7 protein-coding genes are annotated in these 13,061 nt (G+C 73.3%); 5 read left to right on the top strand and 2 right to left on the bottom strand.

Annotated elements, in window-relative coordinates:
* Positions 1-85: 85 nt before the first annotated feature.
* Positions 86-3,097, bottom strand: coding sequence for a glycoside hydrolase family 3 C-terminal domain-containing protein (locus AC4H2G_RS20550; protein WP_494367596.1), 3,012 nt, complete (start codon positions 3,095-3,097; stop codon positions 86-88).
* Between the two features lie 296 nt (positions 3,098-3,393).
* Here AC4H2G_RS20550 and AC4H2G_RS20555 point away from each other — a divergent pair, with 296 nt between their 5' ends.
* From AC4H2G_RS20555 to AC4H2G_RS20565, 3 genes are all read left to right on the top strand, one after another.
* The gene (locus AC4H2G_RS20555; RefSeq protein WP_494367597.1) at positions 3,394-5,040 is read left to right on the top strand and encodes an extracellular solute-binding protein; all 1,647 of its coding nucleotides are present in this window, start codon (positions 3,394-3,396) and stop codon (positions 5,038-5,040) included.
* Positions 5,041-5,188: 148 nt separating this feature from the next.
* Complete coding sequence (locus AC4H2G_RS20560) at positions 5,189-6,097, top strand: ABC transporter permease (RefSeq protein ID WP_494367633.1); 909 nt, start codon at positions 5,189-5,191, stop codon at positions 6,095-6,097.
* Positions 6,094-7,092, top strand: coding sequence for a carbohydrate ABC transporter permease (locus AC4H2G_RS20565; protein WP_494367598.1), 999 nt, complete (start codon positions 6,094-6,096; stop codon positions 7,090-7,092). The genes AC4H2G_RS20560 and AC4H2G_RS20565 overlap by 4 nt, the downstream gene beginning before the upstream one ends.
* A 110-nt stretch (positions 7,093-7,202) precedes the next feature.
* Here AC4H2G_RS20565 and AC4H2G_RS20570 read toward each other — a convergent pair whose 3' ends face one another.
* A complete protein-coding gene (locus AC4H2G_RS20570; RefSeq protein ID WP_494367599.1) occupies positions 7,203-8,204 on the bottom strand; it encodes a LacI family DNA-binding transcriptional regulator in 1,002 nt (333 codons plus the stop codon).
* Between the two features lie 498 nt (positions 8,205-8,702).
* Between AC4H2G_RS20570 and AC4H2G_RS20575 the strand changes: the two genes are divergently transcribed.
* Positions 8,703-10,733: a beta-galactosidase gene (locus AC4H2G_RS20575; protein WP_494367634.1), complete on the top strand. Its 2,031-nt coding sequence runs from the start codon at positions 8,703-8,705 to the stop codon at positions 10,731-10,733.
* Entirely contained in the window at positions 10,730-13,033 is a 2,304-nt protein-coding gene (yicI, locus tag AC4H2G_RS20580) for an alpha-xylosidase (protein WP_494367600.1), read from the top strand. Before AC4H2G_RS20575 ends, yicI begins: the two co-directional genes overlap by 4 nt.
* Positions 13,034-13,061: the final 28 nt, after the last annotated feature.

Below are 13,061 nucleotides of genomic sequence, written 5' to 3' on the forward strand. Positions count from 1 at the left end.
CCGGAGCGCCAGGAGGGAAGCGGGTCCCTCCCGGCGCATCCTGCTCGTCGGCCGTTCGGCGCGCCGTACGGCTCAGACGGCCGGATCAGGCGTCCGGCGCGGTCTCCGCGAAGCGGACCGCCCCGAGCCGCACGCCCGCGGGCACCACCACGCGCACGTCGTGCACGCCGGCCCGGGCATCGGCATGTCCGGCGACCTCGTGCCACCGGTGGCGCACCGGGGTGTCGCCGTCGTTCCCCGCGACCTGGCCGGGCTCGACGGCGGTGAGCGCGACCCACGCGTCGTCCGTCCCCGACGCCCGCACCTCGACCCGCACCGGACGTGCCGCACCGGGCCCGGTCCGGGCGACGTCGAGCACGACCGTCCCCACGCCCGTGAGGTCCACCCGGTCGAACGCGACCCACCCGTCGCGCCGTCCCGGAGCCACGTCGACGGCCCAGCCCGCCTCGGCCGTCCTCTCGGCGGTCACCACCCCGTCGTACGCGCTGAACGCGTGCGCCGGGAGGCGCAGGTCCGGACCGTGGCGGGGAGCCGGGTCGACCCCGTCGACCCGCAGCGTCGCGCGGACGGGGAGCTCGGCGCTCGACGGGCCCGCGGCGAGGACGTACGTGCCCGCCTGCACGCGGAACGCCCCGACGTGCAGGTCGGGGTCGGCACCGGCGAGCAGGTCGGCGAGCCGGTCGTCGGCCGGGGTCGCCGTGACGTCCCACACCGCGAGGCGCGCGAGGTCGACGGCGAGCGCCACCTCTCGGTGTTCGCCGACGTCGAGCCGAACACGGGTGTGCGCGACGAGCACGCGACGGGGCGCCGGCACCGGCAGGCCTGCCGGTGCGAGGGCGTAGAGCTGGACCAGCTCCTCCGCGGGACGGTCGCCGTCGTTGTGCACGACGACGCGCGCCACCACCCGCCCGGCGTCCGGCACGGTGCGCGCCGACCAGGCGGCCGGGGCGTCGACGCGGTCGCGGTCGAGCGCGACCGCCGCGTACGTCACGTGCGAGTAGGTCAGGCCGTGCCCGAACGCGAACGCCGGCTCGCCGTCCGCGTACCGGTACGTCATCCCCGCACGCTGGACGTCGTACTCCAGCAGGGGGCCGGGCTGGTCCGCGTCGGCGGGCCACGACTGCGCGAGGCGACCCGACGGCTCGGCGTCGCCGGACAGGACGTCGACGAGCCCGAGGCCGAGCTCCTGGCCGCCGTGCGACGACCAGACGACCGCGGCGGCGTCGTGCGTCGCCGGACCGAGCACGTACGGGTAGCTCGAGACGACCACGAGCGCGGCGCGTTCGTTGACGTCCCGCGCGGCGCGCCACACCTCCTCCGCCGCCGATGGCAGCGCGAGGTGGGGGCGGTCCTCGGTCTCGCGGCCCGCGAGGTGCGGGTCGTTGCCCACGACGACGAGGACGGCGTCCGCGTCGCGCGCGGCCTGCGCGACCGCCTCGTGGCCCGCGCGCACCGTGCGCCAGACGAAGCGCTCGGACCCGCCCGGCCCGGACGCCTCCGCGACGAGCAGGCCCGAGCCGTGCTGCACGCGCAGCCACCGGCCCGAGGCGACGTGCTGCAGGGACCACGTGCCGTCGTCGTGCAGGTGGCGCCGGATGCTCTCCTGGACGACCCAGCCGCCCACGCGCTCCGCGTCGGCGGACACGATCCACGACGCCCCGCTCAGCAGGCGGCCGGTCGCCACCGAGCGCAGCGTGAGCACGCCGTCGCCCCAGTCCGTGACGTCGAGGTGGGCGCTCGGGCCGGCGGTCGCGGAGCTCGCGGTGACGACCGCCGGGTCGTCGCCGACCTCGAGGTAGGCCCCGGTGGTGGTCGAGCGCAGCGCGACGCGGTCGGCGCCGTCGGCGACCGCGACCTCGGCGTCCGGGTACCGCGCCGCGACGGCCGCGGCGACCGACGTCGTGTACGGCGGGGTCCCGGAGTACCAGTCGTGCAGCACGCGGTCGGCGAGCGGTCCGACGACCGCGATCCGTGCCGGGGCCGCCGGGAGCGGGAGCACGGGCGCGCCGGTCCCCCCGGGATCGTTGCGCAGCACGGCGACGGAGCGGGCGACGGCCTCGCGCGCGAGCGCCCGGTGGGCCGGCACGTCGATCGCGTCGGCGCCGATCGCGGACCAGGGGTCGTCCGCGACGTCCAGCTCGCCCGTGCGCAGGCGCAGCTCGAGGACGCGCAGCGCCGCCCGGTCGACGTCGTCCTGGGAGATCAGCCCCTGCTCGAGCGCGACCCGCAGGCGCTCGAGCGTGAGGTGCGGGTCGGCGTCGTTGTCCGTGAAGGAGTCCACGCCCGCGCGCAGCGATGCGGCGTGCGAGGCGACGTGGTCGGGGAAGTACCGTTCGCCGACGACGAGGTTCGTGGGAGCCGCGGCGTCGGAGACCACGGCGACCGAACCGTCGGTCCACGAGCGCAGCTCGTCGAGGAGACCGCGCGCGACGTGGTTGGGCCGCCCGTTCGTGAGGTTGTAGCCCGGCATGACCGCGCCGGCCGTGCCGTCGGCGATCGGGCCGCGGAACGCCGGCAGCTCCCACTCGTGCAGGAGGCGCAGCGGGACGTGCGAGCTCGTCACGGCGCGGTCGGTCTCGCTGGAGTAGGCGAGGAAGTGCTTGAGCGTGGGGACCGTCCGCCACACGCGCGGGTGGTCCCCGCGCAGGCCGCGCGCGTAGGCGCTCGCGAGCCAGGCCGTCACGTGCGGGTCCTCGGAGAAGCCCTCCTCGGTGCGGCCCCACCGCGGGTGCCGCAAAGGGTTGACGACGGGGGCCCACACGTTGAGGCTCACGGTCGGGTCCGCCGCGTGCTTGGCGCGCACCTCGGTGCCGACGGCCTCGCCGACCCGGCGCAGCAGCTCGGTGTCCCACGTGGCCGCGAGGCCGACGGGCTGGGGGAAGACCGTCGCCGTGCCCAGCCACGAGACGCCGTGGAGACCCTCGGTGCCGGTGCGGAACGGCGCGAGCGCGAGGCGGTCGACGGCCGGTGCGTGCTGGTGCAGCAGGGCGAGCCGCTCGTCGGGCGAGAGGCGCTCGAGGAGGTCGGCCGCCCGGACCGGGACGGGCAGCTCCTCGCGCAGGTACGGGGGTACGTCGGTGATCGCCTCGGGCGGCACGGCATCGTCCTTCCTGGCAGGGGAGTTCACGTCGAATTCGCGTTCGAAACGGTTCGACGCCGCGTCGCGACCTTGCGACGCATTCGGCCCATGGTGCCACACGTGCCGAGCCGGACGGCGGCGGTGGTACCGAGACCGGACGGTGACCTGGCGAGCCTTGCACTGGGCCGAGCCAGCCCGTACTCTCCGTTGAAGCGCTTCGACATCACCGAGCATGTCGAGGCGGCCCGGGGGCCCGGGCACCGGAGGGCGGCAGAGCGGCAGCCCTCCCGAGGTCACGAAGGAGTGCGACGTCGATGAGGGCATTCAGGCACGGAAACGGCCGGCGCTGGGGCGCCGTCTTCGCGGCTGTGGGAGCGATCTCACTCACGGCAGCGTGCAGCGGCGGAGGGGGCGGCGGCAACGTCGCCGACCCGGACCAGCAGGTGGGCAACGACGCCGCGCTCCCGAACCACGTCCCGGTGGAGTACGTCGAGCCGGACTTCCCGAGCGTCGAGGGCTCGACGGCCGGCTTCGAGACGGTGCCCGACGAGTTCGTGCAGGTCTTCGACTCCCCGCCCGGCTCCGGTGGCTCCTACACCGTGATGACGCCGCTGTGGGGGACCATCCCGCCGACCGAGGGCAACCAGTACTTCGACGCGGTGAACGAGGCGATCGGCACCGACCTCACCTTCCAGATCTCCGACGGCAACACCTACGGGGACAAGCTCGCCGCCGTCCTGGCCTCGCCGAAGGACGTCGCGGACTGGGTCACCATCCCGTCGTGGAACGTCCCGCCGCGCTTCGGCCAGGCCGTCGACACGATCTTCACGGACCTCACGCCGTACCTCGAGGGCGACAAGGTCGAGGACTACCCCAACCTCGCGAACATCCCCACCGACGCCTGGCGCGCGTGCATGTGGAACGGCAAGCTCTACGGCCTGCCGCTCCCGGGCGAGCTCGTCAACGACGCGACGTTCTACCGGGAGGACCTCCTGCCCGAGGGCACCGAGCTCCCGACGAACGCGGACGAGGCGCTCGATTTCGTGTCCTCGCTCACCGACGCCGACGCGCGCCAGTGGGGCAGCAACGACCTGTGGATCCTCGCGACGCAGATGTTCTCCGTCGTGCCGAAGTGGACGCAGGACGAGGAGGGCAACCTCGTGCACCGCGTCGAGACGCAGGAGTACCGCGACGCCCTCGAGTGGATCTCGACGCTCTACGCGTCCGGCGCCGTGCACCCCGACGCGGTCGCGGAGTCTGGCGACGGCAAGGAGCGGTTCGAGTCCGGCCAGGTCCTCGTGACCTCCGACGGCGTGGGTGCGTGGCACGAGGCGCTCGGCCGCAACCTGCCGTCGAACCCCGAGTTCTCCCAGCAGCCCCTCCCGCTCATCGCGGCCGACGGCGGCGAGCCGAAGATCTTCAAGGGCGGCGCCGCGAGCATGTGCTCGTACCTCAAGAAGACCGACACCGAGGGCGCGATCGAGGAGCTCCTCTCCGCAGCCGACTTCCTCGCCTCGCCCTTCGGCACCGCCGAGTACCAGCTCGTCAACTACGGCGTCGAGGACGTGCACTACACGCTCGACGAGAACCGTCTCCCCGTCGCCACCGAGCTCGCGGCGACCGAGGTGCAGCCGTCGTACATCTTCCTCGTCGGCCCGCCCATGGTGAACGCGAAGGTCCAGTACCCGGGCTTCGTCGAGGACTTCACGACGTGGATGGCCGACGCCGCCCCGTACGTCGAGGAGCCGCTCTTCTACGGCATGCAGATCACCGAGCCGGCGCAGTACGCGTCGCTCGGCCAGCCGTTCGAGGACCTGGAGAAGGACATCGCCCGCGGGCGCAAGTCCCTCGACGACCTCGACGCGGCGGTCGAGACCTGGCGGACCTCGGGCGGTGAGGAGCTGCGCGCGTACTACCAGGAGATCCTCGACGGCGGGTCGGCCGAGACCGACGGCGAGTGAGCTCGTCGTGAGCACCAGGATCTCCGACGCCACGGACGCGCCGAGCGCGGACGCGGCGACGAAGGACCCCTCCGGCCCGGCGAGCACGCCGGGCCGGAGGGCCCGCACGGCACGGCCGGACCGACCGGACTCTGCCGGGCAGCGTCGCCTGTCGTGGCGGGCGCGCCTGCGTCGCGATCGGTCGCTGCTCCTCATGACGCTGCCGGGCGTGCTCCTGCTCGTCGTGTTCGCCTACGTCCCGATGCTCGGGAACGTCATCGCGTGGCAGGACTACTCGCCCTACGTCGGCATCCTCGACTCGCCGTTCGTCGGCTGGTGGAACTTCGAGCGGGTCTTCACGAACCCGCTGTTCCTCGAGGCGGTGGGCAACACGCTCGCCATCACGGCGTTCCAGCTCGTGTTCTACTTCCCGATCCCCATCGCGCTCGCGCTCCTGCTCAACAGCGTCATCACGCCCGCGATCCGGACGACGATCCAGTCGATCGTCTACCTGCCCCACTTCTTCTCGTGGGTGCTCGTCGTGACGATCTTCCAGCAGCTCTTCGGCGGCGCGGGGCTCCTGAACTGGGTGCTCGCCGAGCACGGGTACGCCGGGTTCGACCTCATGACGAACCCGGACACCTTCCTCGTCCTCATCACCATGCAGTCGGTGTGGAAGGACGCGGGCTGGGGGATCATCATCTTCCTCGCCGCCCTGAGCACCGTCGACCCGGCGCTCCACGAGGCGGCGGCGATGGACGGTGCGGGCCGGATGCGCCGCACGTGGCACATCACGCTGCCCGCGCTGCGGCCGACGATCATCCTGCTGCTCATCCTGCGCCTGGGCGACTCGCTCACGGTCGGGTTCGAGCAGCTCATCCTCCAGCGGGCCGCCGTCGGCGCCGAGGTGTCCGAGGTCATCGACACGTTCGTCTACTACCAGGGCGTCGTGAACGGCGACTGGGCCTTCGCCGCGGCAGCCGGGCTCGTCAAGGGTCTCGTCTCGCTCGCGCTCGTCCTCGGCGCGAACAAGCTCGCGCACGTCTTCGGTGAGGCAGGGGTGTACAAGAAATCATGAGCATCACCAACGACACGGGGCAGGGGCCCCTGAGCCACCCGGACGCGGTGCCGTTCCCGGCACCGCCGGCATCGGGCCGCCGTCGTCGGCGGCGCCGTTCGCCGCACCGCGCCGCGTGGGAGGGCACACCGAGCCCGATCGGCCAGGCCGGCAAGGGGCTGGCTCTCCTCCTCATCGTGCTGGTCGTCCTCTTCCCCCTCTACACGGTCGTCCTCACGTCGTTCTCGACGCAGGCCGACATCAACCGGTCGGGCGGCATGGTCGTCGTCCCCGGCGACTTCACGACGGCGGCCTACCAGCAGATCCTCTCCGGCGGCATCGTGACGCGCGCCGCGATGGTCTCGATCGTCGTCACGACGATCGGCACCGTCCTCTCCACGGTCGTGTCGGTCCTCGCGGCGTACGGGCTCTCGCGGCCGTCGAGCCTGGGGCACCGGACGATCCTCTTCGTCTTCCTCATCACGATGTTCTTCGGCGCCGGCATGATCCCGACGTACCTGCTCGTGAGCAACCTCGGCCTCATCGACAGCCTGTGGGCGCTCATCCTCCCGGGCGCGGTCTCGGCGTTCAACGTCCTCATCCTGCGCAACTTCTTCATGAACATCGACGCGTCCATCACGGACGCGGCCCGGATCGACGGGGCCGGGGACTGGCGGATCATGGGGCAGATCGTCGCCCCGATGTCGAAGGCGGCGATCGCCGTCGTCGCGCTGTTCTACGGGGTGGGCTACTTCAACGCGTTCTTCAACGCGATGCTCTACATCAACGACAACGCGAAGTGGCCCCTGCAGCTCGTCCTGCGCTCGTACGTCCTGCAGGGCGTCACGCTGCCGGGCAGCGGCACGGGTCAGGTCGACGTCGCGACGGGCGCCGTCACGGGCCTGCCGGTCAAGATGGCGATCATGGTGCTCGCCGTCGTGCCGATCCTGCTCGTCTACCCGTTCGTGCAGCGCCACTTCACCAAGGGCGTGATCTTCGGGGCCATCAAGGGCTGAGCACGGACCGAGAGGCCGACCGGACGGCGCACGCGCTGCGCCGCCCGGTCGGCCCCTCGTCGTGTGGTCCGCCCGCGGCGGCGGCAGCACGCGTCAGGGGGCAGCACGCGTCAGCGGGCCGCGTGTGTCGACCCGCGCTCGGTGAGGACCGGCGTGAGCAGCCGGGTCTCGGCCGGCTCGTCGTCCTCGATGCGCGCCATGACCATGTCGACCGCGACGTGGCCGATGCGCTCCGCGGGGATGTCGATGCCCGTGACGGGGACGACCTGGGCCGCCGCGACGTCGGCCGGGCTGATGGTCACGACCGAGAGGTCGTCGGGCACGCGGCGGCCGCGCTCCGCGAGGCGGGCGAGGACGTGGGGCAGCGCGGCCTCGTTGTGCACGAGAAGGGCGGTGAAATGCGGTTCCTCGTCGAGCAGCGCGTCGACGGACGCGACGACCCCGTCGCGCGTCGTCGGGGTCTCGACCGTGCGGGCGTGCACGTCCTCGTCGCGCGCGGCGACCGTGAACCCGCGCAGCACGCGGTCGGCGTACGAGGTGTGGCGCGCGACGACCTCGGGCGGCGGCCCGAGGAACGCGACCCGGCGGTGGCCCAGGCGGGCCAGGTGCTCGAGGCCGAGCCGACCCGCGGCCTCGAAGTCGAGGTCGACGCAGCTGAGCGTCCCCGGGTCGGCGGGCAGCCCGATGAGGACCGCGGGCTGACGCAGGCGCGCGAGGCTCGGCAGCCGCTCGTCGTGCGCCTCGACGTCCATGACGACGATGCCGTCGACCATCGACCCCGAACCGACGCGCTCGGCACCCGACACGTCGTCCTGGGTCAGCAGGAGGACGTCGTGGGAGTGCTCGCGGGCGCGCAGGAGGACGCCCGAGACGAACTGCATGATGACGTTGACGTCGACCCCGGCGCGCAGCGGCGCCATGAGGGCGAGGACGTTGGTCCGGGACGAGGCGAGGGCGCGGGCGCCCGCGTGGGGGCGGTACCCGAGCTGCTGGATCGCCTTCTCGACGCGGCGGCGCGTGGGGGCGGAGATGCTGCGCTTGCCCGACAGCACGTAGGAGACGGTCGACGCGGAGACCCCGGCCGTCCGTGCGACGTCCTCGATGGTGGCCACTGCTTCTCCTCAGCTGACGGGATCGCGGCGGTCGGGACCGGCTCGACCGCGCGACCGCTCGGGGGACACCGTAGCGCCTGGCGCGGCGCTGGGTGCGCCGGGCCTGGGCCGTCGGCGCGCTCGGACGGTGCGCCGACCGGTACCGATGCCTCCGTGACGGGCGCTGATGGACGCAAGCGCTTCGATGCGCCAGGGGTGCGAGCGTGCCGGAGCGGGCCCGCCGTCCGGGCGCGGCGGCGCATCGTCCGGGCGTGGTGGGAGGTGGTCGGCGACGGCGCCGTTCATGGGGCGGATCCTCTGATGGTCGGGTGATCGCACCGTTCCGGGGTCGGGCCGTGACGACGACGTCGCGGCCGGCAGGGATCCCGGGGGATCGCCCGCCGGTGTCCTGGACAAGCGCGTAGGTCACAGGTTAGCGTGTTGAAACGCTTCGACGATGGCGCCCTGCCGCGTCGTCGCGAGACACGACGGAGGTAGGCGACGGTGCCGACGAACGCGATCCACGCGTCCCCGCGCGACGGGAGGTTCGCGGATCTCACGACGGGCGGGATCCGCTTCGGGGGTGACTACAACCCGGAGCAGTGGCCCGCGCACGTCTGGCGCGAGGACGCGCGGCTCATGCGCGAGGCGCACGTGAACCTCGTGACCGTGGGCGTCTTCTCCTGGGCTCGCTACGAGCCGTCGCCGGGGGTGCGCGACTTCGCGTGGCTCGACGAGGTCCTCGACGTGCTCGGCGAGCACGGCGTCGGCGTCGACCTCGCGACGCCCACGGCCTCGCCGCCACCGTGGCTCGGCGTCCTGCACCCGGACACGCTGCCGGTCGACCCGGACGGCGTGCGGCTCGTGGCAGGGTCGCGCAACCAGTTCAGCCCGGCGTCGCGCGTCTACCGCGAGCACGCGCTCGCGATCACCGACGCGCTCGTCGCCCGGTACGCCGCGCACCCCGCGGTGCGGATGTGGCACGTCGGGAACGAGTTCGGCCAGGTCTGCTACGGCGACGAGTCGGCCGCCGCGTTCCGTGCGTGGCTCGTTGCGCGCTACGGGACCGTCGAGGCGCTCAACGCGGCGTGGGGCACGACCGTGTGGTCGCAGCACTACGCCGACTGGTCCGAGATCGTGCCCCCGCGCCGCACGGTCTACCACGTCAACCCCTCCCAGGCGCTGGACTGGCGCCGGTACTGCTCCGACCAGCTCCGCACGCTCTACCGCGAGCAGCGCGACCTGATCCGCACCTACGACGCCGAGCGGCCCGTGACAACCAACTTCATGGGCTTCTTCCCGGGGATCGACCCGTGGACGTGGGCCGACGACGTCGACGTGGTCGCGGACGACGCGTACCCCGATCCGGGAGACCCGCGCGCACCGGTCGACGCCGCGCTCACGCAGGACCTGATGCGGTCGCTGGGCGACGGCGCGCCCTGGCTGCTCATGGAGTCCGCGACGAGCGCCGTGAGCTGGCGTCCCCACAACCTCCCGAAGTCGCCCGAGCGGTCCCGGCTCGAGTCGCTGCAGGCGGTCGCGCGCGGTGCGGACGGCGTGTGCTTCTTCCAGTGGCGCGCGTCGCGCAGCGGCGCCGAGCGCTTCCACTCGGCGATGCTGCCGCACGCCGGTCCCGAGACCCGCGTGCACCGCGGCGTGCGGCGCCTCGGCGCCGACCTCGCCCGGCTCGCGCCGGTCGTCGGGGGACGGGTCGCGGCGGACGTCGCCGTCGTCGTCGACTGGCCGTCGTGGTGGGCCAGCGGCGAGGTCGCCCGCCCCACGGACCGTCTCGACGCGCTCGAGCAGGTGCGCCGCTGGTACCGCGTGCTGTGGGCGCGCGGCGTCGCGTGCGACCTCGTCCCGGCCGGCCGTGACGTGTCCCGCTACCGCGCGGTGCTCGTCCCGCAGCTCTACCTCCTCGACGAGCCCGGTGCGGAGGCGCTGCGCGCCGCGACGCACGGCGGGGCGACGCTCGTCGTCGGGCCGTTCACCGGCGTCGCGGACGAGAACGCGCACGTGCGCACGGGGCGGTTCCCGACGCTCCTGCGCGACGTCCTCGGCGTCAGCGGCGAGGAGTGGGTCCCGCTGCCCGACGGCGGTGTCGGCCTCGACGTCACGGCACACCCCGATGCCCGCGCCCAGGTGCTCGGCGAGCTCCTCGACGCGGACGGCGCGACGGTGCTCGCGACGTTCGCGGACGGGCACCTCGCCGGCGGGCCCGCGGTGACCCGGCACGCGCACGGGACGGGCGAGGCCTGGTACGTCGCGACCGTCCCCGACGAGGGTCTTCTCGGCGACGTCCTGGGTGCCGCTCTCGACCGCGCCGGCGTCGCGCCCGTCCTCCCGGGGGCGGACGACGCCCCCGGTGTCGAGGTCGTGCGCCGCGGCGACGTGCTCTTCGTCCTCAACCACACCGCCGGGCCGGTCACCGTGCCGGTCGCCGGTCACCACCTCGACCTCCTCACCGGGCGCCCGGTCGACGACGCCGTGCGCCTCGCCGCGCACGACGTCGCCGCGCTGGTCGACCACCCCACCGAAAGGACGCCATGAAGTTCACCGACGGGTACTGGCAGCTGCGACCCGGGGTCAGCATGCTGCGCCCGCGCTCGATCGACGAGGTCGTCGACGACGGCGAGCGTCTCGTCGTGCACGCGCCCACGGCCGTCGTCGCCTCGCGCGGCGACACCCTCAACCAGCCGGTCGTCACCGTGACCTTCGACGCGCCCGCGGAGGGCGTGATCGGCGTCCGGATCGAGCACCACCGCGGGCGCCGCGACCGCGGGCCGCACTTCGGCCTCGAGCGCTCGACGGCTGGCGCCAAGGTCGCGCTCCCCGAGCTCATCGGGGCTCCCGAGGCCACGATCACCTCGGGCGGGCTCACCGCGCGCGTGCGGACCGACGGCCCCTGGCACGTGGACTTCGAGGCCGACGGCACGGTGCTCACGTCGTCGCTCGACCGCAGCATCGGGATCGCGACGACGGCCGACGGGAGCACGCACGTGCACGAGCAGCTCGCCCTCGGCGTGGGGGAGCACCTCTACGGTCTCGGCGAGAGGTTCGGCGCGTTCGTCAAGAACGGCCAGAGCGTCGACGTGTGGAACGAGGACGGCGGGACCGCGAGCGACCTCGCGTACAAGAACGTGCCGTTCTACCTCAGCGACAAGGGCTACGGCGTGCTCGTGGCCCACCCGGAGCGGGTCTCGTTCGAGCTCGGGACCGAGGTCGTCTCGCGTGCCCAGTTCTCCGTCGAGGGCCAGGCCCTGCAGTACTACGTCATCCAGGGCCCGACGCCCAAGGACGTGCTGCGCCGCTACACGGCACTGACCGGGCGGCCCGCGCGCGTCCCGGCCTGGTCGTACGGGCTGTGGCTCTCGACGTCGTTCACGACCGACTACGACGAGGCCACCGTCACGAGCTTCGTCGAGGGCATGTCCGAGCGCGACATCCCGCTGAGCGTCTTCCACTTCGACTGCTTCTGGATGCGCCAGTTCCACTGGTGCGACTTCGTGTGGGACCCGAAGACCTTCCCGGACCCCGAGGGGATGCTCGCGCGCCTGCGGGGGCGCGGCCTGCGCGTCAGCGCGTGGATCAACCCCTACATCGCGCAGCGCTCCCACCTGTTCGACGAGGGCCGCGAGCGCGGCTACCTCGTGACGACCGCGGCGGGCGACGTCTGGCAGTGGGACCTGTGGCAGGCGGGCATGGCCCTGGTCGACTTCACCAACCCCGACGCGCGGGCCTGGTACCAGGAGAAGCTGCGCGGTCTGCTGCGGCAAGGCGTCGACTGCTTCAAGACGGACTTCGGCGAGCGCATCCCGACCGACGTCGTGTGGCACGACGGCTCGGACCCGCAGCGCATGCACAACTACTACTCGCACCTGTACAACGAGGCCGTGTTCGAGGTGCTCGAGCAGGAGCGGGGGAGCGGCGAGGCGGTCCTCTTCGCGCGGTCGGCCACGGCCGGCGGGCAGCAGTTCCCGGTGCACTGGGGCGGCGACTGCGAGTCGACCTTCGTCGCGATGGCGGAGTCGCTGCGCGGCGGTCTGTCGCTCGCGCTGTCCGGCTTCGGGTACTGGAGCCACGACATCGGCGGCTTCGAGGGGACGCCCGACCCGGCGGTGTTCAAGCGCTGGGTCGCGTTCGGCATGCTCTCGTCGCACTCGCGCCTGCACGGCTCCGACTCCTACCGCGTCCCGTGGGCGTTCGACGACGAGGCCGTCGACGTCACACGACGGTTCACGCGGCTCAAGATGTCGCTCATGCCGTACCTCGCGCGGCTCGGCGAGGAGGCGCACACCGACGGCGTGCCCGTCATGCGCCCGATGGTGCTCGAGCACCCCGCGGACCGCACCGCGGCGCTCGTCGACACGCAGTACATGCTCGGGGACGCGCTCCTCGTCGCCCCGGTGTTCCGCGCCGACGGGCAGGTCGAGTACTACGTCCCGGAGGGCACCTGGACGCGGCTCGTCGACGGCGCGCCGGACGGACCCGCCGGGACCCTCCCCGCGACCGTGACGGGCCCGCGCTGGGTCACCGAGACGCACGGCTTCGACTCGCTCCCCGTGCTCGTGCGCGCGGGGTCGGTGCTTCCCGTCGGGGCGCGCGACGACGCGCCCGAGTACGACTGGGCGGACGGGGTCACGCTCCGGGCGTTCGCGCTGCCCGACGGGCACGAGGGCGACGTCGTCGTCCCGCGGCCGGGCGGCGCGTCGGCCACGTTCCGCGTCCGGCGGGAGGGCCGGCTGCTCACTGTCGCGTCCGACGACGCCCCCGGCACCTGGTCCGTCGAGGCGGACGGCGTGACGGCGGCTGCGACCGGCTCCGGGTCGGTGACGCTCGCACTGCCCTGACCGAGGTACCCTGGGGAGGTCGGCGTGG

The organism is Cellulosimicrobium sp. BMG9.23 (assembly GCF_059159985.1).